This is a genomic window from Micromonospora sp. NRRL B-16802 (genome assembly GCF_001279555.1).
Classification (GTDB): Bacteria; Actinomycetota; Actinomycetes; order Mycobacteriales; family Micromonosporaceae; genus Micromonospora; species Micromonospora profundi.
On record NZ_LGEB01000086.1, the window covers coordinates 183,874 to 204,419 of the forward strand.

Below are 20,546 nucleotides of genomic sequence, written 5' to 3' on the forward strand. Positions count from 1 at the left end.
CGTCACGGAAGGATCGCGTCGACGTATCCGCCGTCGACCCGGACCGCCGCGCCGGTCGTCGCGGAGGCGAGCGGAGACGCGAGGTAGGTGACCATGTTGGCGATCTCCTCGGGCTCGATGAGTCGCTGAAGCAACGACTGCGGCCGGTGCAGGCGCATGAACTCCCGCTGCGCCTGCTCCCACGGCAGGCTGTCGCCCATGAGGTCGGCGACGAAATCCTCGACACCGCCGGTATGGGTCGGCCCGGCGAGCACCGAGTTGACAGTCACGCCGGTGCCGGCAGCGGCCTTCGCGAACCCGCGCGAGACGCCGAGCAGAGCCGTCTTCGAGACACCGTAGTGGATCATCTCGGCGGGGATGGCGACCGCCGAGTCGCTGGCCACGTACTGCACCCGCCCCCAACCGCGCTCCATCATCCCGGGCAGATAGGCGCGGGTCAGCCGCACACCGGCCAGCACGTTCACCTCGAAGTAGCGACGCCACTCGTCGTCCGGGATCTCCAGGGCCGGGCTGGGGCCGAAGATGCCGAGGCTGTTGACCAGGATGTCGACGCTGGGCAGCAGGTCGAGCGTGCGGGCCGTACCCGCATCGGTCGACACGTCCGCGTCGACCTCCACCACGTCGGCACCCGGGACCTCGTCGCGCAACGTCGCGGCGGCGCGCTCGACCCCGGCGGCGGTACGGCCGTTGACGGCCACCCGGGCGCCGGCGCGGGCCAGGCCGGCGGTGATGGCGGCGCCGATTCCCTGGGTCGAGCCGGTGACCAGCGCGGTCCTGCCGGAAAGATCGATCTGCACCGTCATCGTCACCCCATGCGCTCGTCTCACCTCGGCCGTCCCCGTTCGGGGGGCCGTTTCGACCGTAGCGGTGCCGCCCGTGCCCGGCAGCCCGAGTCACGCAAACCCCGGCCCCGCCACCTCGCGGTCACCAACATGCCGCCGACCGCTAGGCTGTGAGCGCGGGGCATCGATGGCCCATCGCCGGCCCGGCCCCGCTGCGTCCCCACGGTTCCCCAGTTGCCGATGACTGAGTCGAGCGCTGCCGTGCACATTCCCTGGAGTTCCTCGTGACCGATATGACGTCCGCCCTGAATCCCTTCAGCGTCGAGGGGGAACGGGTCACCGACGACGAGCGCAGTCCGGAAGCGGACATCAGCGCGGATTCGATGACCCGCCTGCGTACCCCGTTCGCCACGGAGACCCCGGACCGCGAGTCGGCCGAGACGCCCGCCCGCAGCTAGCCCACAATCTGGTCACGACGGTTGGGGCTTTCCTCCACGCCGGATCGACGGGACATCCAGTTGTGGCTTCCGTCGATACCATGACCTGGCCGGCATCGCATCGATCGAGGTGCCGTCACGGGGGAGGAACAAGTCCACATGAAACGCATCGGAGCAGCCACGCTGGCGACCGCTGTCGGTGTTGCGGCCGTTGTCCTGGCCACCGGCCAGCCGGCCCTCGCCGCCGACTTCGCCAATCTGCCGCTGTCGAGCTGGGCCTATCTCGATTCGCAGAGCCCGACGTCGAAGTTCGTCAACCCGCAGGTCGCGCCGCCGGTCGGCACGCTTGTCGACGATGCGAACAGGCCGCACACCTACCGCTCCTACTTCACCTACGACCTGACCCAGCTCAAGGGCACTGTCGTGCACAACTCGTACCTCTACACGTACGAGGACGCGGTCACCGACTGCTCCACGGCAGTGACGATCGAGGTGTGGCGGACTGCCCCGGTCAAGGCCGGGACGACCTGGAACAACCCACCGGCGGAGTTGGAAAAGCTGATCTCCGCCGGTCGGGGGCAGGGCTCCTACTACTGCCCCGACTACCTGGGCTTCGACATGGTCGAGACGCTGAACGCCGCGCTCGGCCGTAACGAAAAGTCGATCACGGTCGAATACCGGATCACGGCCGCCCAGGAGGCCGACCCGCGCGCCGGCCGCACCTTTCAGCTGCCGACGCTGAGCTCCACCTCGAACCACCCGCCGACCGTGTCCGACCCGCACCTCGAATCTCCGAAACGACCGTGCGGCACCTTGACCAAACCGTCACCGGCCGCCGCGACGACGATGTTCAAGGCCACCGCCAACGATCCCGACGAAGGCGACTACGCGACAGTCCTCTACGCGATCTGGCCGGTCGACCAGCCGGACCAGCGCCGTGAGTTCTACAGCTACTACGGCACCGACCTGAGCCAGTACGCCGACGGTCAGTTGCTCGCCTGGCAGGCCCGCGCCAGCGACTACTACGACGCGGGGCCGTGGAGCAAGACCTGCTACGTGATCATGGACAAGGCGCCACCGGCGAACCCGCCGGTGGTCACCTCGAAGCTCTACCCCGAGGGCAACATCCAGGGCGGTGGCGCCGGCGTGACCGGCAGGTTCCGCGTCGCCGCCGGCGATGACCAGGATGTGGTCGCCTTCAGTTGGCGTGACAGCGGTGGCAACTCCGGCAGCGTGAAGGCCCGGCAGCCGGGCCGGACGGCTGTCATCGAATACACCCCGAAGCGTGCGTGGATCGAAACCCTCTACGTCCACTCGGTCGACGCGGCCGGCAACCGAGGGCCGGAGAAGGCGTACCAGTTCTGGGTGGCCGACACCGCGCCGAGCGCGGAGGTCGAAATGGGCGGGGTAGGGCTGCCGAGCACGATCAGCCTGACCGCGCGCAAGCCCGAGACGACAGCCTTCGGCTACCAGGTCAACGGCGGCCCGCAGATCCGGGTGCCGGCCGTCGACGGGAAAGCCACCGACCAGTTCACCTTCACCGAGGTCGGCGAGGTCGCGATCGTCGTCAGCAGCTACGTGAAGAACAAGCTGATCGGGCAGGACACCCTGCGGATCCCGGTCACGGACTCCCCGCAGGTCGAGTCCGCCGAGTTCAACTTCGACAACGAGCCGATCGCTGGCAAGACCGGCTCGTTCACGTTCAAGCCGCGCAACGCCGACGTCGTCGCCTACGAGTACGTCCTGGACAACGAGGCCGCGCAGACCGTTACGGCGGCGGCGGACGACACCGCCGTACTGCCGTGGACGGCGACCGCCGGATGGCACATGCTGATCGTGTGGTCGGTGAAGGCGGACGGCTCGAAGTCGATGGAGGCCTACTACCAGTTCAGCGTCCTCGACCCGGTGCCGAGCGCGTACGCGCCGACGCTGGAATACCTGACCCGGATCGACGGCGTCGGCCTGCCTGTGGAGTTCTACCTGAGCAGCCAACTGCCGAACGTGACAGGCTTCGCCTACCGGTTCGACGGTGGCCCGGAAACCGTCGTGCCCTCCTACGGAGCCAGCGTGTCGATCACGGTCACGCCTGTGCACACCGGTGACAACACGCTGATCGTCGAGGCGTTGCTGGCCGACGGCACCCGGTCGCCCGCGAAGAGCTTCACCTGGCGGCCGTTCGAGGCGCCGGTCATCACGACCGATCCGCCCGGCGGCGGCGCGGCCGCCCAGCCGATGACGCTGACCTTCCGCTCGGTACTGCCCGACACCAGGGAGTTCCGCTACTCGCTGGACTTCGGCGAATACCAGACCATCGCGGCGCGGCCGGACGGCACGGCGACAGTGTCGTTCACACCTCAGTGGGACGGCTGGTTCTCGGCCCGGGTCACCGCGATCGCGCAGGACGGGACGACGTCGCCAGAGCGCGAGATGACCGTCCCTGTCCGCGACACCCGGGTCTCGGTGTGGAGTCAGTACAACGAGTGGTCCCCGCGGGGCGGCATCGGTGTCCCCGGTGACTTCGCGCTCAGCACCGAATGGAAGCCCGAGGTGGTGGAGTACCTCTACCGCCTCAACGACGGCCCGGAACAGGTCACGCCCATCGGGGACAGCTGGAACACGATGGTCCGGGTCGTGCCGGACCGCAACGGACCCAACACGCTAACAGTGCGGGGTCGCACGGCGGACGGTCGGCTCTCGCCGGTCACCGAGTACCTGTTCCAGGTTGGCACCGCGCCGCAGGTCTTCTCCGAGGCGTACCCCCGGGACACCGCTGGCGGCGGTGTCGGCGTCGAGGGTCGCTTCGAGTTCAGCGGCGGCACGGCCGGCATCACGTCATTCGAATACACGATCGGCGGGGTTGCCGGCACTGTGGACGCCGACGCGGAGGGCCGTGCGTCGATCACCTGGACGCCGACCGAGGCGACAGGGCTCCACCTGATCGTCAAGGGCCGCAAGGCCGACGGCACCACCACCGACGAGACCGGGTACTTCATCGTGGTGAAAGCGGACTGATGGGCCCTCGGGTCACTATGTGTCGAGTGGCGCCCCGCAGGGCGATGGCTGCCTGCGGGGCGTCGCCGCGCGTACGCCGCCGAGGTGCTTGGTGATGCGGAGCAGCACGTGACCCGGTGGCCCGACGACGAAGGTGGCCGTGTCGGCGAGGGCGGCGATCAGGGGCAGGCCACGGCCGCCGACGGTGAGCGGGGCGGGAAGCCCGGCGTCGAGTCCGGCGTCGAGCGGGGTGCGTCCCCGGTTGCCGATCTCGATCCGGCAGGCGTCGTCGTCGATCACGATGGTGATGTCGACAGCGCTGTCGGCATCGGCGTGCATCACCGCGTTGGCGCAGGCCTCACTGATCAGCACGGCGAGCTGACCGCGGGAGTCCTCGGTGGCGTCGGTGAGGCTCAGCAGGGTGTTGAGCACGTGGCGGGCGCGGGTCACCGAGGCCGGTTGGCGCGGTAGCGACAGCGTCAGGCTCACCCGCATCGCGCAGCTCCTCCCGGCCCCCACGTCAACAGCCGACCACTCTGTCATACCCGAGTTGGGCGCCGTGGTCGTGCTCAGCACTACCCGCAGGCGCCGAGGCGAAACGGTTCCCGTGCCAGCTCGACCAGCAGCGTGCAAGGGGTTCGCCGGTCGGCCGAATAGGGTATTCGGGGGCCATCGGCGTGGGGAGGTTGTTGTGGATCTGCTGTTGTCGGCCCGGCCGGGCCGGGGCTGCACGGTGCTGGAAGTGCACGGTGAGCTGGACATGGCGACGTCCTCCCGGCTGCGCGACGGCCTGCAACAGTTGATCGACGCCGGTGATCGTCGGGTGGTGGTGGATCTCGCCGGTGTGGCGTTCATGGACTCCAGTGCCCTCGGCGCGCTGGTGGTGATGTTCAAGGCGCTGCAAGGCGTCGGCGGTCAGTTGTCCCTCGCAGCGCCGCAGCCGGCAGTGCAGGGCGTCCTGATGATCACCTCGATGTACAAGGCCATCGACGTCTACGACAGTGTGCAGGCGGCCGAGGCCAAGGTGGCGCTCACCGACGACTCCACCGGCCGCTAGTTGTCGGGCAGCGCGGTGCTGGCCCGCCCCTGGTCGGCGCCGGCACTGGTACGCCGATCCTCGCCGTGCCCCCCGTGCCAGTCGAGGATGAGCAGGGTGGCGTCGTCGGCCAGGGACGGCCCGCTGACCTCCAGCACGGCGTCGGCCAACGCCCGGACGGCCTCGCGGGGGTGCAGACCGACGATCGACCGCAACATGGCCGGTAGGTCCAGGCTGGCGGCGTTGCGCTCCCGCACGCCATCGGTGACCACCACCAACCGGTCGCCCGGCAGCAGCGTCACCTCGCCCGCGTCGTATTCGGCCGCCGCGAACATGCCGAGAGGGAAGTTGCCCGGCAGCGAAAGCATCTGAGTGGCGCCGTCACGGACCAGCATGGGCGGCACGTGCCCGGCGTTGAGCAGCGCACACACGCCGGTGCGCAGGTCGAGACGGCCGAGCACAGCGGTGACGAAACCGCCGGGGACCGGGGTGTGCTCGGCGACCGCGGCATTCGCGGCCAGTGCCTGCTCCACCAGGCCGATCGCCTGGCGGCGGGTGTTGCGCAGGCTGCCCACGCCGAGGGTGGCGGTGAGCGCGCTGGTCACCCCGTGGCCCATGGCATCGGTGACGCTGAAGTGCAGAACGTCACGGGCGAGGCTGTAGTCGAAGGTGTCGCCGCCGATGCTCGCCGCGGGTTCGAGCCAGCCGGACAGGGTGAACGCGCTGCCCTCACAGGTGAACGCGGAGGGCAGTAGGCGGCGCTGGATTTCGGCGGACAGGGTGAACGGAGTGGTGCGTTGCCCCCACTCGAACAGATCGGTGTGCCGGCGGTTGGCGATCACCACGAACGCCAACAGGTGCGCCGTGCGGCTTATCTCATCCAGATCCCGTTGAACAGGCTCGGCGGGCAGGAGCATTTCAAGCAGACCGATCGCCTCACCACGGTCGGTCACCGGCGCCAACACCGTCCACCCGTCGGTGTGCTTGACGACCTGCACCGTCTGGGTGCGTAGCGCCTGCTCGGCGGGGCCACCATCGAACGGCAGCACCGTGGCGCTCTCGTTGCCGTCGTGGCGGTCCGCCCCGGTGCCGTCGATCGGCACCTGATCCAACCGGACCAACGCTCGGCCGCTGAGGTCCGCGATCAGGAACGCGACGCTCCGTGCCCCCAGCGCCGCGCCGATTTCCCTGGTGACCGCCTTGACCGCATCGACCGGCGAGGCGTTCTCCGCCGCGTCCAACATGTGGCTCATGACCTGCTCCCCGCTGCCTTCCACGATCCGAGCCTACGAGATCCGGCAGACCTCGCCGAGCACGAGTATCGCGGCCGTAGCAGGGAGGCAGGCCGGGACGCGTACCTGCGGTCGAGGGCGGGTGTCCGGCGACCGGCGGACACCGCCCTCGCCGTCGACCGGGGTTTCGACGCGGTGGGCACCGGCCTCGGGACGGTATCGGTCCGAGTAGACCCGAGGCGACGACCGGCTGGGCTCAGACGGGCGCGGGCAGGGCCGACATGGCCATGACGAGCGACCCGAGCAGCGCTGCGTCCTGCGCGAATGTGGACAGGACGATGTCCGGCCGGTACGGCAACGCGTGGTTGAGCCGTTCGATGAGCATTTCCCGCACGACCTCGTTGCCGGCGACGCTGCCGACAAGCACGATCCGCTGCGGGTCGAGCAGGAGGCAGCAGGTGACGAGTTGGCGGGCCAACTCGTCGACGCGCCGACGCAACTCGTCGCGGGCCTGGCCGGGCTGCGCCGCAGCGGTGCAGAGCGCGGCGGCCTGGCCGGTCATCCCCAGTCGCAGCGCCAGCTCGTCCAACGCGCGGCCGGAGAATGTCGCCTCCAGCATCGGCTCCAGGCCCGCTGGCCAGCTGTGATCTGTCAGGCCGTAGGCGATCTCCCCGGCCGCGCCGTGGTAGCCGGGCATCACCTCGCCGCCGACCGTCACCGCCGCGGCCACCCCGGTGCCGAGCCCGATCACCAGACCGGGATCGACTCCCTGCAACGCCCCGAAGCGCAGTTCCGCGTAGGCGGCGGCGTTGAGGTCGTTCGACACCCGTACGGAGGTCAGCCCGAGGTGGTCGCGGACCGCGTCGGCCAGCCGCAGTTGCTCCCAGCCGGGTACGTTCGGCGCCAGGTCGATGCTGTCGTCGTGGACCACGCCGGGGGAGGCGATGCCGGCCGCAACGAGCGTGCCGCCGGTGCGGTCCGCGAGTTCCCGTGCCCGGTCGAGAGCCCTGGTGAGGGCCTGCTGAGCACCGTGCTCGGCGTGGGTGGGCAGTCGCTCGGAGACGAGCAGTCGACCGTCGGCGTCGCCCACCCCGATAGCCATTTTCGTGCCGCCGAAATCGATGCCGAGCAGCCGCGGGTTCGCCGATTGTTCCATGGTGATGTCAGATCGCCCTTCGGGCCGTCGGTCCACGTCGTGCCGCGAACGCGGCGACACGACATCATCGTTCACGCGGTGCCGTGTCTGTTGCCCCGTCACCGCGCCACCCTCGCCGCGACCGCCTCGGCCAACGCCTCGTCGGCACGGACCAGCCGGTCCCGGAACGTGTCCACACGCGCCGCTACCGCCGTCATCATGCTTCGCAGTTGCGCCACCTGCTCGCGTACCGCCGCTTCGCCCGGACCGTCGGCCTGGGCCCGGCGGAGCACGAACTCCGGGTGCACCGCGGCGGCCAGCAGGTCCCGGATCGCGGCCTCGTCGAGCTCGGCGAGGCCGAGGTCGGCGGCGGTCGACCGGACGTCCTGTTCGGTCCAGGTGGCGGGCGGGCCGTTGCGCACCAGCCGACCGAGCAGCGAGTGTGCGCCCCGGAACGGTACGCCGTGGCGAGCCAGCGCGTCCGCCGCGGCGGTCGTGGTGGCGCCCGAGGCGACGATCTCCTCGCCGGCCGGCGGACGCAGCGGGTCCAACTCCGCGATCAGCCCGCCGAGTAGGGAGAAGAACCGGTACGCCCGGTCGTCGCCGTCCCAGAGCCGGGCCTGTACGTCGGTGGTGGCGTTGTTGGAGTCCTCCCACCAGGCGGCGCCCACGTTGTTGAGCACGCTGACGGCGTCCGCGGCGGCGGCGCCGGCCATCGAGACGAGGTGTTCCAGCACGACAGGGTTGCGCTTCTGCGGCATGATGCTGCTGCCCTGGGTGAACTCGCCGGGCGTGACGACCCAGCCCCAGCTCAGCCAGTCCATCAGGGTGCGGGCCAGCCGGGCGCCGGTGGCGAGCGCCTGCGCGTTGAGGGTGGCGACGCGGACGAGGTGGTCGGCGCCGGCCACCGCCTCGTACGAGTTGATGATGAGCCGTTCGAAGCCGAGCAGGTCCGCCAGGCGGCGGGGCGAGATGTCCAGGTCGGTGCCGGCGAAGGCGCAGGAGCCCAGGGGCGAACGGTTCATCTCGTCAAGCAGGTCGGCGTAGGCGAACCCCTCGCCGACAAGCGCTTCGGCGTAGCCGGCGAAGACGTGCCCGATGCTCGTCGGCTGGGCCGGGCGCCGGTGGGTGTAGCCGGTGATGACCACGTCGGCGTGCCGGTCGGCGCGGTCCAGGATGGTCCGGCCGGCGGCCAGCACCGCGTCGAGCACCTGGAGGAGTTGATCGCGCAGCACCATCCGGAAGACACCGGCGTCGAGGTCGTTGCGGCTGCGGGCGAGCTGCACGCTGAGCTGGGACACCTCGACCCCGCAGGCGGCGGCGAGGCGCTTCTCCAGCGTGTAGTAGACGTCCTCGACGCTGCCGTCGTAGTCGAACTCCTCCGGCCGGTCCTCGGTCAGGACGAGCAACCCGCGCAGCATCATCGCGGCCGAGTCAGCGGGGATCAGCCCCTGCTCGGCGAGCATGACGACGTGGGCCTGGCTCGCCTTGACCATCGCGGGATACAGGTGGGCGGCGTGGTGATCGAACACGACGCGGAGGTGGTGCTGCTGATAGATGGTCAGTGCGGGCGTCATCCAGGTCTCCCAATGCGATGCGTTGTCGTACGGGTGGCGGGCGGGGTCATCCGATGGCCTGGTCCGACCGGCCGGTGCCGCCGGACCGGTCGGACCAGGCGGTCTTGTCGGACGAGGCGGGCTGGTCCGCCCCGGGTGGACCGGGTAGCGGCGAGGCCAGCCATGCCTCGATCACCTCACGCAGCCGCGCGCCGGCCAGCTGCCGGATTTCTCGCCCGGCCGACTCGGTGGCCAGCGAGACGTGACCCGACCAGCCCTGCCACGGGTCGGGCCGCGACTCCACGAGCACGTACGGGTAGGGGGTGGTCAGCTTCGGCTTCGGTGGCAGGTCCGGTGCGGCGGCCAGGTGCACCGCCGCCGGGTCGAAGCCGAGCACGGCCGAGCTTTCGTACGCTCCGCCGTGTCCCCGGGACGGCAGGGGGCCGAAGATCTCGGCTGTCTCGTCCGGGCTGACCAGCTGGAACCAGTTGGCGAGCAGCAGGCTCGCCAGGTGCCGTCCGGAGACCCACTCCATTGCGGCACGCACGGTGGAGAGGTTGGCGTCGTGTCCGTTGACCACGAGGAGCCGGGGGAAGCCCGCCTCGACGATGCCGGCGAGCACGTCGCTGAGGTACCCGACGGCGATCTCGGGGCGCAGCGCCACGGTGCCCGGCCAGGGTCGCGTCTGGCCGGGGCAGGCGGCGTACGGTGCGGCGGGAAAGAGCACGGCACGGGCCGAGCCGGTGGCCAGTTCCCCCGCGAACCCCTCGGCGAGGAGCAGGTCGGTGCCGAGCGGCAGGTGCGGGCCGTGCCACTCGACGGCGCCGACCGGCAGCACCGCGAGGTCCGCCGCCTCGACGACCGCGGCGAACGCGTGGCCGGGAACCCGGGTGACCGGGAGCAGCCCGCCCTCGACACGCCAGCGTTCGATCAGTTCGTCCACTGTGCGGCCTTCCTGCTCGCGGTACGGCTGCTGTCCAGCCGACCGGAGAACCACATCACCACGAAGATGAGCAGCACCTGGAGCATTCCGTAGGCAGCAGCGGTGCCGAGTTCGAACGAGTACATCCGGTTGTTGATGGCCACCGAGATCGGCACCGTCGACGAGGTGTAGATCAGCACCGAGGCGACGAACTCGCCGACACCGTGCACGAACGCCAGCAGTGCGCCGGCGAGCACGCCGGGGAGCATCAGCCGCACGGTGATTGTGTAGAAGGCCCGCACCCAGGAGGCGCCGAGGTTGCGGGCGGCCTCCTCCAGCGACGGGTCGATGAGCGCCAGCGCCGCCGAGCTGGACCGGAACACGATCGGCAGGAACCGCACGAAGTAGGCGAGCGGCAGGATCCAGAAGGTTCCGACAAGGACCTGCCCGAGGCTGAACGCGTTGCCTGTGCTGAACGCCGAGATCAGGTTGATCGCGACGACAGTTCCGGGCAGCGCCCAGGCGATCATCACGGCCACGTCGAGCAGGCCGCGTCCGACGAACCGCAACCGCCGCACCGCGTACGCGATGAGCACGCCGATCACCACGCAGCCGACCACGGCAAGAAGGCTCATCTGTACCGAGTTGAGGATCGGCCGGAACGCCTTGGGGTCGGTGAAGATCGTGACGAAGTTCTCGAAGGTGTACGTCGTCGGCAGCACCTGCGTGGTCCAGGTGCGGTTCTCGGAGAACGCGACGAGCGCGATCGTGGCGACCGGGGCGAGCAGGATCATCGTGGCCAGCACCGAGGCGAACGGCGCCAACCACCGCCCGATCGGGTTGTTGATCTCGCGCCGGTTCGCGGAGATCCCCTTCGACTGCGACTGGTAGCTGCGCCGGCCCTCGTACCACCGCATCGCCAGCAGGAAGATGATGGAGACGATGCCCAGCACGGAGGCGTACGCCGAGGCCATCGGCAGGTCGCCGTTGGTCCGGTTGATGTAGATCTGCATCGTCATGGTCTGGCTGACGTTGAACAGCAGCGGCGCGGTGTACGACGCCAGTGAGGTCATGAAGACCAGCAGCGACGCCGAGACCAGCGCCGGGGTGAGCATCGGCAGCATGACGGTCAGCCAGACCCGCACCCGGCTGGCGCCGAGGTTGTACGCCGCCTCCTCGACCGATGGGTCCATTCCGGCCAGTGCTGCGGCGGCGGCCAGGTAGAAGAACGGGTACATGGTGAACGTGTGCACCACGAGTACGCCGGCGATCCCGTCGAACGCCAGGACCGGTTGGTCGGTGCCGAAGAGCGCCTGCAACCCGCGCGGCAGGATGCCGATGTTGCTGTAGAGCAGCTGGAACGACACGGCACCGATCAGCGGTGGCAGGGCCGCCGGCACCAGGATGAACGCCTCCATGAGCCGCCGGCCGCGGAAGGTGAACCGCTTGAGCAGGAAGGCCATCGAGACGCCGACGATGCCGCAGAGCAGGACGCTCGCCGCCGAGATGAACAGCGAGGTGAACAGGGACTGCCGGGCCACCCCGGAGGAGGTGAAGAACTGGAGGTAGTTCTTCGTGCCGTCGGCGCTGACGCTCTCGGCGAAGGTGGCGAACATCGGTTGGACGACGTAGCCCCAGAGCACCAGGACGAGGGGGAAGACGAGCAGGTAGGGGAACCACCGTGAGGTGGCGCCACCGGCCAGGCGCTGGCCGAGCCCTGCCAGCCGGCCGGGTGTGGGTTCGGAACGAACGGTCACGGCCGGACCACCCAGAGCCGTTCGGCTACGAGGCGCAGGCCCACGACGTCGTCGAGCTTGATGCCGGTCGGCGGGTCGATCACGGCTGCCATCACGTCGATGCCGTCGACGTCGACGTTGAGGTGGGTGGCCATGCCGGTGAACTCGATGTGGGTGATCCGGCCGCGCAGCGCCGCCTCGTCGTTCGAGCCGGCGAGCGTGATGTGCTCCGGGCGGGCCGACACCAACGCGGTGTCTCCCTCGGTGAGGCCGTGCCCCGAGGCGGCACCGACGTCGAGCGTCGCGCCACCGGGGAGGCGTACCTGCACCTGGGTCTCCGCCGCGCCGACCACAGGCAGGCTCAGGACGTTGCTGCGACCGATGAACCGGGCCACGAACGAGTTCGTGGGCCGGTAGTAGATCTCCTGCGGAGCGCCGACCTGCTGGACCTTCCCGGACTGCATGACGGCGATGCGGTCCGACATCGACATGGCCTCAGCCTGGTCGTGCGTGACGTAGATGCTGGTGAGGCCGCTCTCGCGGTGGATCCGCCGGATCTCGGTGCGCGTCTCCTCGCGGAGCTTCGCGTCGAGATTGGACAGCGGCTCGTCGAGCAGCAGGGTGCGGGGCCGGATGACAAGTGCCCGGGCCAACGCGACGCGCTGCTGCTGGCCGCCGGAGAGCGCGTCGATGCGCCTGTCGCCGTACCCGGTGAGGTGCACCTGGGCGAGTGCCTCGTTGATCCGGCGGGTCCGCTCCTCGCGGGAGACCCGACGGACCTTCAGCCCGTACGCGACGTTCTGCGCCACCGACATGTGGGGAAAGAGCGCGTAGTTCTGGAAAACCATGCCGGTGTCCCGTTTGTTCGGCGACCAACGCGTCACGTCGTCGTCGCCGAAGTGGATGTGCCCGGACGTCGGGAAATAGAACCCCGCCACCATCCTCAGGGTCGTGGTCTTGCCGCATCCGCTCGGTCCGAGGAGGGTGAAGAACTCACCGGCTCCGATGGTGATGGTGACGTTGTCGACCGCCGCTGCGTCGCTCGACTTGTCGAAGCGCTTGCTGACGGCCGCCAGCCGGACATCGATCATGTTTCTGGGTCCTTCCGGGACGGGGCCGGGTCGTGCCGTGGCACGACCCGGCCCCCGTTAACTCAGCCCTTGTCCTTGATCTCCGCGTTCCAGTGGTTGATCCAGGCCGTCTCGTTCTTGCCGATCACGTCCCAGTCGACGTCCATCGGCTTGAGGCCGAGGTTGGACAGCCACTCCGGCTTCTCGGAGATCTCCACCGCGGGGATCTGGAAGTAGTCCTTGGCGAGGGTGGCCCGCAGCGAGTCGTCGAAGAGGAACTCGAGGAACTTCTCGGCACCGGCCTTGTTGCCGCCCTTGACCGCGGCGACACCGTCGACGAGCACCGGGGCGCCCGAGGCCGGCATGACGTAGCCGAACGGCATCTTCTTGTCGGCCTGCAGCAGCACGTCCTGGAGGTTCCAGGCGCTCACCACACCCTGCTCACGCGACATCTTCAGGTACAGGTCGGCGGGGTTGGCGGCGTACTCGACGGTGTTGGCGTCGAGCTTGCGCAGCCAGTCGTAGCCGGGCTGGGGGTTCGAGCCGTCGGGCGAGAGACGCTGGATCATCGAGGAGTAGATCGAGCGCATGGTGCCGGAGGCGGCCACGTCCCGGATGATGATCTTGTCTTTCCACTGGGGGTCGATCAGGTCGTCCCAGTCCTTCGGCGCCTGCTCGGCGGTCAGCGCCTTGTTGTTGTACATGATGACCTCGGGCAGCAGGATCTCGCCGAACCAGCGGCCCTCGGCGTCCTTGTACCGCGCGTCCATCTTCCCGGCGAACGAGGGCTGCCAGGCCTCCAGCAGACCCTCCGTGGCGCCGGTGGCGAGACCCTGCTGGGTGCCGCCCCACCACACCGAGGCCTGCGGGTTCGCCTTCTCGGCGCGAACCCGCTCGAGCACCTCCTGGGCGCCCATGTTGAGCACCTCGACCTTGCCCTTGTACTCGGGGTTCTTCGCGGTGAACTGCTCGACGACGTAGTCGGTGACAGCCTTGTCGCGGGCGCTGTAGATGACGAACTTCTCGGCCGACGCGGCCGGGGACGAGCCGGCGTCGCCGCTGTCGTCACTGCCGCCGCCGCAGGCGGCGGTGGCAGCCAGCATCGCGCCGAGCGCGATTGTCATGACCCAGGGACGTCTCATTGGTACCTCCACTCAAGGGGGATCTACGGGGGATTTCTGATGGAAGCTCGTAAATCGAAATCGCTGTGCCGAAATACGGTGGTTCTCCGCCCGGTCACGTCGATCGACGATCGAGTGGTGCCCGGAGCGGGGTTCGGGGGTCCGCCGGTGCGGGATGTGGGCGTGCCTCGTCCGGTTGTTCAGGTGCGGACGCAGGGAGTGAAGAAGGGGGACGGGGTGTCGGTCGGTGGTGGTGGTCAGGGCAGGGTGGGCAGCGGAACCGCGGCCGACAGCGCGTAGCTGATCGCTCCGTGCAGCACGGCCTGGTCGCCGAGGGTGGCTCGACGTACCTCAGTCGGGGCCGGGGTCTTGGCCGAGAGCAGTCTCTGGAGTTGTTCGAGCGTGGCGTCGTCGAGCTCCGCGGCGGCGCCGCTGAGCAGCACCATCCCCGGGTCGATCACGCAGACGCAGGAGAGGATGAGCCGGGCCCAGGCGTCGAGCACCTCGTCGAGATACTCGCGCGCCGGGCGCGACGTGGCGGCGAGTGCGATCAGCTCCCGCACCGGCGACTCCGGCCGCCGCCCCGGATGCAGGGCGACCACCTGCTCGGCGATGGCGTTCACCGACCACCGGGCCTCGAACTCGCCCACGCCGCTGTAGCTGTGTTTGGGCGCGGAGTCCAGGGGCATGAAGCCCACCTCGCCGGCCGCCCCGCTGGCGCCCCTGCGGACCTTGCCGTCGAGGACGAGACCGGCGCCGATGCCGTCCGCGACGTGCACCAGCAGCAGGTTGGCGACGTCCGCTCCGGCGCCGGCGACACACTCACCGGCGGCCATCAGGTTGACATCGTTGTCGACGACGACGGGCACGCCGAGGCGTTGCTGAACCGACGCGCCGATCGGCCACGCCTCGACGAGCCCTACCGACGGCGCGAGGCGTACCGCGCCGTTTGTCGAGACGCCCGGCACCGCGATGGCGACGCCGCGCAACGACGGCAGGTTGTCGCCGACGAGGTCCAGGACGAACCCGCAGATGGTCTCGACAACGTCGCCACCGAACCGCGCGGTGCGGTGCGCGATGAGCGCGCCCTCGCTGTCGGCGATTTCGCAACTGATCCGGGTCGGCTCCAGCGACACCGCGGCGACGAGCTCGGCACGCGGGTTGAACTCGAGCATTTCGCGAGGACGGCCGGTGGTGGGGGCGCCCGGCCCGCGTTCGATGAGGTAGCCCTCGGCGATGAGCTCTCGCACGAGAACTGTCACGGTGGCCGCCGGAAGACCCGTCATCTCGGCGAGGTCCACCCGGGACAGCAGTCGCGCCTGCCGGGCAGCCAGGATCACCGAGAGACGCTTGATCTCACGGGACCGCTCACGGCTGACCGGGCTGGTCGTTGCTTTGTCGGACACAGTTATTTCCTACTGAGAAAAAACTATGGCGTCAAGTAACGAGATCATCTCGGTACCTGGCGTGGGAAAACAGAGATCCACGGCGGGCCGCGGTCCGGCTGGACGGTCCCGATCGGACGAATGCGGCTCCAGTGCAGAAGTCGCGCCTCCCAAAATCGGGCAAACGGCTCTGATCACCAAAGTGGAGCGACGAGCCAAGCCTGTGAACAGGCACATCGTTTCTTCGGAGAAGGAAGAAAGTCGCTCCGGCCTATTGACTAGCACGTCGCAAGATCCCTAGCGTTACCGCCCGAAGGCCTTCTGGTGAATCCATCCCTACCACTGTGCGAGCCGCTCTGACGTGGCGGTGGTCAGGCACCACACCCCCACTGCCGAGCGACCCTCACGCGTGGAGACCGCCCCGCGGTCTCCAGTGGACAGCTGTTCACTTCCGGGCCCGGCAGGAGCCAACTGCCAAGAGGCTCCTGCCGGGCCCACACCGTCCCCCCGCAGCACTCGCCCCCACACGAAGAGGTATGCCAATGAAATGGCGCACCACGGCGACTATCGCCATGTGCGGTTTGCTGTCGCTAGGCCTGACCAGTCCGGTCCAGGCCGGCCCCAAGGCCTCATCACCCAAGCCCGACGCCAAGGCCGTCAAGCCTGTCGACCTGGACGTCATGTTCATCGGCGCGCACCCCGATGACGAGGCCGGCCAGCTCGGCATGCTGGGATACTGGAACGAGTATCACGGCATGAAGGCCGGCGTCATCACCACCACCCGTGGAGAGGGCGGCGGCAACGCCACCGGCCTCGAAGAGGGCCCCGAACTCGGCATCCTGCGCGAGGCCGAGGAGCGCAAGGCGGTGGCCTACGCCGGCATCGAGCACATCTACAACCTGGACGCGCTCGACTTCTGGTACACGGCCAGTGCCCCGCTGACCGAAGAGGTCTGGGGTCACCAGGAGACGCTCTCCCGGATCGTGCGGGTGCTGCGGACCACCAAGCCCGAGGTCATCCTCACGATGAACCCCTCGGCCACCCAGGGCAACCACGGTAACCACCAGAAGTCGGCCATGCTGGCGGTCGAGGCGTTCTACGCCGCGGCGGACCCGAAGGCCTTCCCGGAGCAGATCAAGAACGAGGGCCTCAAGCCCTGGCGGGTCTCCCGGATCTTCCAGACCGGTGGCAGCGGCACGACCGGCACCAACGGCCCCGCCTGCGAGACCACGTTCACGCCGGCTGAGGCCAGCAACGTCATCTTCGGCACCTGGCAGGGCTACGAGTCGGCACGGCACGACGGCAACCGGTGGAACACGGTCCAGACCTGGGCCCGCCGGGAGTACGTGTCGCAGGGCTGGGGCAACAGCTCCTTCCCGACGACCAACCCGGCCAGCATCGGCTGCAACCGGCTGACCCTGATCGACACGCGCACCCCGTACCCGGACCCGAACGTCGGTGCCGGCACCGGTGCGCTTCAGGGCGCCACCCTCCGTGCCCCCGGCGGCCTGCCGCTGGGCACCGAGGTCCACGTGCGTCCGCAGAAGTGGGAGGCCCTCGCCGGCCAGCCCATCAAGGTCGACACGGTGCTCTACTCCGAGAAGGCCATCCCCGGCGCCAAGGTCACTCTTGACGTTCCGGCTGGCTGGACGGTCAGTGGTAACGGCAACGTCGGCACGCTCACCCCGCGCAAGGAGGTCGTGAAGAGCTTCACGGTCACTCCGCCCGCGCAGGTCACTGTGGGCGAGCGGTTCCTGATCAACGCCACGCTGACGAGCAAGAAGGACGGCAGCGGTACCAGCAGCGCCCGCGTGCAGGGAACTGCTCCGGTGCGCGGCACCCTGGAGCCGCTGGAGGAGATCGCCGACTTCCGCGAGTGGTCGGTCCGTAACAAGGTCCAGCAGCTCGACGCGCTCATCGAGTCCCTGCTGAACATCCCCAGCGGTGGCACCCGTGACGTCAAGGTCAACCTGACCAACCACGGCACGCGGGTCGAGTCCGGAACGGTCAAGCTGAACGTCCCGGCCGGCTTCACGGTGGCGCAGCAGCAGCTGGCGTACAGCGGGCTTCAGCCCGGTGCCCGCACCTCGGTGACCTTCACGGTCACCAACTCCGACACGTCGCTGCCGACCGCCAACCGGGCGCCGGACAACGGCGCGTACCGGGTGGGCATCGAGACCAGCTACAACGGTGGCAGCGCCATCGAGCCGGGCGTGTTCAACCTGGTGCCGACCACCACCATCCCGAAGGCGGCCACCGCGCCGGTCGTTGACGGCCACGGCCACGACCACGAGTACACCGGCGAGGTCGTCGACATCTCGACGCGCTGGGAGGGCACCGCCGCTCCGGCGTCGGACATCTCCGGCACCGCCCAGTTCACCCACACCGACGACGCCCTGTACGCCGTCTTCAACATCACCGACGACGTGCTCGGCACCCTCCTGCCGGCGGTGGACTGCAAGCGTCCGCGCCGTAACGACAACATCGAGTTCGGCATCGACCCGCGCGGCAACTCGGCGAACACCTCCACGGTGTTCAACGTGGCGCTCTTCCCGGCCACCAACGACCCGGCCAACGGCAACCCGCCGTGCTTCGCCCGGGAGCGCGACAACCACCAGGGTGGTCCGGAGACCGCGCCGGGTCTTGAGATCGCCTCGGTCGTCACCAGCAACCCGTACACGGGTTACCGGATCGAGGTCAAGATCCCGTTCAGCGTGCTGCCGGACAACATCGACCCGGCCCGCATGGGGATGAACGTCCTGGTCAACGACTCGGACACGCAGGATCTGTCCTCGCAGACCCGGGTCGGCTGGTCGACCTGGAGCGGCGTTCGGGCTGACCCGTGGCGCTGGGGCAACGCGATCCTGCCGGATCTGACGGCCCGGCCGTCGGCGCCCAAGGCTCCGATCATGCCGGACACGGCGGCGCAGAGCGTCAACTCGCCGCAGACCATCCTCCAGTCCTCCTCGGACGGGGTGGCACCGGGTGGTTACGCGGCGCTGCCGGACGGCACCGTGAAGATCAAGAAGGTCACCGCGACCAACTCGAAGGTCTCGGTGGAGCTCAAGGTGAAGAAGTCCGGCACCGCCCGGGTCTTCGTCTGGGACGGCGAGCGGGTCGTGGCGGAGACCACGGCCAGCCTGAGCAAGGACCGCACTCTGGTCCTGCCGCTGAGCGGGGCGCTTCCGGCCGGTTCGTCGCTGCTCGTCTCGTACGAGAGTGGTGACGCCACCGCCGGTCTCGCTCACCAGCTGCGCTGATCGATTCGGTAAACGCGTCGACCTGACGCACTGATGGGCCGGGCCGCGAGGCCCGGCCCATCAGCCGTGTCCATACCAGTCTCGTCGGAACGCTCCTACACTCCAGCCCGAACCACGCTCGGCCTTTCGAGGCTGCCGGGACAGGGAAACCGACGGGAGACCACAAGTGAGCGACGCCGACCTGCCGTTGTCCGCAACGCCCCGAACCGGGTTGCGTCGCATGAAGGAGAAGGGGCACAGCGATCGGAGCGCCCTCTTCGACGTCCTGCGGGCCAGCTTCGTCTGCCACCTCGGCGTGCTCGTGGACGGCTACCCGATGGTCGTTCCCACCGTCTACGGATTCGACGACAAGCACCTCTACCTGCACGGGTCGGTGGCCAGCCGGAGCCTCACCACCGGCGCGGAGGTCTGTGCCACCGTCACTGTCGTCGACGGCCTGGTCCTGGCACGCTCGGTCTTCGAACACGGGGTCAACTACCGCAGCGCGATGGTCTACGGTCTGCCGCGTTGGGTGACCGACCCCGACGAGAAGCTGCATGGCCTCCGGACGCTCACCGAGCACGTCGCCCCCGGCCAGTGGGACTACGCCCGTCAACCTAACCGGAAGGAACTGGCTGCCACCGCACTACTGGCGCTTCCGCTCACCGAGGCGTCGGTCAAGACGCGCAGCGGCCCGCCGGACGATGGCGACAGCCCGGACGCGGAACGTGGCAACTGGGCAGGGGAACTGCCGCTGATCGCGCGGTGGCAGCAGCCCTTGGCCGACCCCGCACTGCCGGCGACCGTACCGGTGCCGGCGCACGTGGCCGCCCGCGCCGGTGCGCGGGTCGACGAACCCTGATCGACAACGGCCGCCGTAGCTGGCGGCGTTCTAGCGCAGTTGCCGGGCCAACTCCGTGAGGGAGAGTCGGGGGTCGGTGGCCGCGCAGGCGGCCGCCGCCGTCAGCGCCCGGGGAGAGCCCGCGCAGTGGGCGACGATGCTCTCCAATGCCTCCCGCTCGGTGGCGAGCCGCCGCTCACCGAGACGGGAACGGAGCAGGTTCCACGCCTCCGCGGGGCCGAGTTCGTCGACAACGACGGGACGCGCGGCCTCCGCTGCCACCAGGCAGCTCAGGCGATCGCGGCTGGTCACCACGACCATGCAGCCCGCCACACCGGGCAACAGCGGTCGTGCCTGGTCGGCGTCCCGCGCGTCGTCGAGCACGATGAGCATCCGCCGCCCGGCCAGGGCGCTCCGGTACAGCCCGGCCCGTGCGGCCGGATCGCACGGAATGTCGCCGGGTACGTCCAGCGCCTGGATGAGGCTGCCGAGCGCGTCGGACGGGGCCACCACCTGGTCGTCCGGGCGGCTGCCCCGCAGATCGAGGTAGAGCACGCCGTCGGCGAAGCGAGGGGCGACGCGGTGCGCCCAGTGCAGGGCCAACGCCGTCTTGCCGATGCCGCTCGGCCCGGTGAGGACGCAGATCACCACTGCCGACATTCGCCGAGGTCCACCGTCGAGCAGCCCGTCGAGTTGGGCGAGTTGTGCTGATCGGCCGACGAAGTCCGGAGTGCCGAGCGGTAGCTGCATGGGACGTATGCGGGACGTTGGTGAGGGGCGGGCGGGAAGATCGAGCGCGTCGCGCAGCAGACGAACGGTCGCCGGTCGCGGCTGGGTCACCCGCGCCGACTCCAGGTTGCGGATGCTCCGGACGCTCAGTCCGGTTTTCGCGGCCAATTCCTCCTGGGTGAGGTTGGCCCGCTGTCGTGCTGCGATGATTTCATCACTCAGGGTATTGATGAAGCCGATCACAATGCCGCCTCCACTCGTCGGCCCCGTACGTATTTGGCCGAATTGCGCGGGCGATGCGCCGGATTTGACCCGCTGTCTGGGAAGTCAGCAG

At 69.2% G+C, this 20,546-nt stretch carries 16 protein-coding genes; 5 read left to right on the forward strand and 11 right to left on the reverse strand.

What is annotated here, in order from left to right; all coding sequences use genetic code 11:
* Positions 1 to 2: 2 nt before the first annotated feature.
* Positions 3 to 803 carry an SDR family NAD(P)-dependent oxidoreductase gene (locus ADK66_RS23980; RefSeq protein ID WP_197281624.1) on the reverse strand — a complete coding sequence of 267 codons (801 nt, stop codon included), beginning with the start codon at positions 801 to 803 and terminating at the stop codon, positions 3 to 5.
* Positions 804 to 1,066: 263 nt separating this feature from the next.
* Here ADK66_RS23980 and ADK66_RS31625 point away from each other — a divergent pair, with 263 nt between their 5' ends.
* Both ADK66_RS31625 and ADK66_RS23985 read left to right on the forward strand, forming a co-directional pair.
* Positions 1,067 to 1,240, forward strand: a complete 174-nt coding sequence (locus ADK66_RS31625) for a hypothetical protein (protein WP_157552877.1) — start codon at positions 1,067 to 1,069, stop codon at positions 1,238 to 1,240.
* A gap of 138 nt (positions 1,241 to 1,378) precedes the next feature.
* Positions 1,379 to 4,231 (forward strand): hypothetical protein, encoded by a 2,853-nt coding sequence (locus tag ADK66_RS23985; RefSeq protein WP_053659024.1) that lies wholly within the window; start codon positions 1,379 to 1,381, stop codon positions 4,229 to 4,231.
* Between the two features lie 15 nt (positions 4,232 to 4,246).
* Here the strand turns inward: ADK66_RS23985 and ADK66_RS31975 are convergent, their stop codons facing one another.
* Positions 4,247 to 4,705, reverse strand: coding sequence for an ATP-binding protein (locus ADK66_RS31975; RefSeq protein WP_053659026.1), 459 nt, complete (start codon positions 4,703 to 4,705; stop codon positions 4,247 to 4,249).
* A gap of 196 nt (positions 4,706 to 4,901) precedes the next feature.
* Between ADK66_RS31975 and ADK66_RS23995 the strand changes: the two genes are divergently transcribed.
* On the forward strand, positions 4,902 to 5,267 hold the full coding sequence (locus ADK66_RS23995) for an STAS domain-containing protein (protein ID WP_053659028.1): 366 nt from the start codon (positions 4,902 to 4,904) through the stop codon (positions 5,265 to 5,267).
* Here ADK66_RS23995 and ADK66_RS24000 read toward each other — a convergent pair.
* From ADK66_RS24000 to ADK66_RS24035, 8 genes are all read right to left on the reverse strand, one after another.
* Positions 5,264 to 6,499, reverse strand: coding sequence for a PP2C family protein-serine/threonine phosphatase (locus tag ADK66_RS24000; protein ID WP_231640168.1), 1,236 nt, complete (start codon positions 6,497 to 6,499; stop codon positions 5,264 to 5,266). The genes ADK66_RS23995 and ADK66_RS24000 overlap by 4 nt on opposite strands.
* A gap of 235 nt (positions 6,500 to 6,734) precedes the next feature.
* Positions 6,735 to 7,634 (reverse strand): ROK family protein, encoded by a 900-nt coding sequence (locus ADK66_RS24005; protein WP_053659031.1) that lies wholly within the window; start codon positions 7,632 to 7,634, stop codon positions 6,735 to 6,737.
* 98 nt (positions 7,635 to 7,732) lie between these two features.
* Positions 7,733 to 9,190 (reverse strand): argininosuccinate lyase, encoded by a 1,458-nt coding sequence (locus ADK66_RS24010; RefSeq protein ID WP_053659033.1) that lies wholly within the window; start codon positions 9,188 to 9,190, stop codon positions 7,733 to 7,735.
* Between the two features lie 46 nt (positions 9,191 to 9,236).
* Complete coding sequence (locus tag ADK66_RS24015; protein ID WP_053659035.1) at positions 9,237 to 10,112, reverse strand: creatininase family protein; 876 nt, start codon at positions 10,110 to 10,112, stop codon at positions 9,237 to 9,239.
* Complete coding sequence (locus tag ADK66_RS24020) at positions 10,100 to 11,848, reverse strand: iron ABC transporter permease (RefSeq protein ID WP_053659037.1); 1,749 nt, start codon at positions 11,846 to 11,848, stop codon at positions 10,100 to 10,102. Before ADK66_RS24020 ends, ADK66_RS24015 begins: the two co-directional genes overlap by 13 nt.
* Positions 11,845 to 12,918, reverse strand: a complete 1,074-nt coding sequence (locus ADK66_RS24025) for an ABC transporter ATP-binding protein (RefSeq protein ID WP_053659039.1) — start codon at positions 12,916 to 12,918, stop codon at positions 11,845 to 11,847. Before ADK66_RS24025 ends, ADK66_RS24020 begins: the two co-directional genes overlap by 4 nt.
* A gap of 62 nt (positions 12,919 to 12,980) precedes the next feature.
* Positions 12,981 to 14,039: an extracellular solute-binding protein gene (locus ADK66_RS24030; RefSeq protein ID WP_053659041.1), complete on the reverse strand. Its 1,059-nt coding sequence runs from the start codon at positions 14,037 to 14,039 to the stop codon at positions 12,981 to 12,983.
* Positions 14,040 to 14,275: 236 nt separating this feature from the next.
* A complete protein-coding gene (locus ADK66_RS24035; RefSeq protein WP_053659043.1) occupies positions 14,276 to 15,424 on the reverse strand; it encodes an ROK family transcriptional regulator in 1,149 nt (382 codons plus the stop codon).
* Positions 15,425 to 15,945: 521 nt separating this feature from the next.
* Between ADK66_RS24035 and ADK66_RS24040 the strand changes: the two genes are divergently transcribed.
* Together ADK66_RS24040 and ADK66_RS24045 are read left to right on the forward strand one after the other, a co-directional pair.
* Positions 15,946 to 18,663 carry a sugar-binding protein gene (locus ADK66_RS24040; protein WP_053659045.1) on the forward strand — a complete coding sequence of 906 codons (2,718 nt, stop codon included), beginning with the start codon at positions 15,946 to 15,948 and terminating at the stop codon, positions 18,661 to 18,663.
* Positions 18,664 to 18,883: 220 nt separating this feature from the next.
* Entirely contained in the window at positions 18,884 to 19,504 is a 621-nt protein-coding gene (locus tag ADK66_RS24045; RefSeq protein ID WP_197281629.1) for a pyridoxamine 5'-phosphate oxidase family protein, read from the forward strand.
* Positions 19,505 to 19,534: 30 nt separating this feature from the next.
* Here the strand turns inward: ADK66_RS24045 and ADK66_RS24050 are convergent, their stop codons facing one another.
* Positions 19,535 to 20,455: an NB-ARC domain-containing protein gene (locus ADK66_RS24050; RefSeq protein ID WP_053659049.1), complete on the reverse strand. Its 921-nt coding sequence runs from the start codon at positions 20,453 to 20,455 to the stop codon at positions 19,535 to 19,537.
* Between the last annotated feature and the right edge of the window lie 91 nt (positions 20,456 to 20,546).

Bases quoted from the DNA above. Each gene is read 5' to 3' on its own strand.
- ADK66_RS23980 (WP_197281624.1), bottom strand. From the start codon at position 803: ATGACGGTGCAGATCGATCTTTCCGGCAGGACCGCGCTGGTCACCGGC.
- ADK66_RS23985 (WP_053659024.1), top strand. From the start codon at position 1,379: ATGAAACGCATCGGAGCAGCCACGCTGGCGACCGCTGTCGGTGTTGCG.
- ADK66_RS24010 (WP_053659033.1), bottom strand. From the start codon at position 9,190: ATGACGCCCGCACTGACCATCTATCAGCAGCACCACCTCCGCGTCGTG.
- ADK66_RS24025 (WP_053659039.1), bottom strand. From the start codon at position 12,918: ATGATCGATGTCCGGCTGGCGGCCGTCAGCAAGCGCTTCGACAAGTCG.
- ADK66_RS24040 (WP_053659045.1), top strand. From the start codon at position 15,946: ATGAAATGGCGCACCACGGCGACTATCGCCATGTGCGGTTTGCTGTCG.
- ADK66_RS31975 (WP_053659026.1), bottom strand. From the start codon at position 4,705: ATGCGGGTGAGCCTGACGCTGTCGCTACCGCGCCAACCGGCCTCGGTG.
- ADK66_RS24000 (WP_231640168.1), bottom strand. From the start codon at position 6,499: ATGAGCCACATGTTGGACGCGGCGGAGAACGCCTCGCCGGTCGATGCG.
- ADK66_RS24045 (WP_197281629.1), top strand. From the start codon at position 18,884: ATGAAGGAGAAGGGGCACAGCGATCGGAGCGCCCTCTTCGACGTCCTG.
- ADK66_RS24030 (WP_053659041.1), bottom strand. From the start codon at position 14,039: ATGAGACGTCCCTGGGTCATGACAATCGCGCTCGGCGCGATGCTGGCT.
- ADK66_RS24005 (WP_053659031.1), bottom strand. From the start codon at position 7,634: ATGGAACAATCGGCGAACCCGCGGCTGCTCGGCATCGATTTCGGCGGC.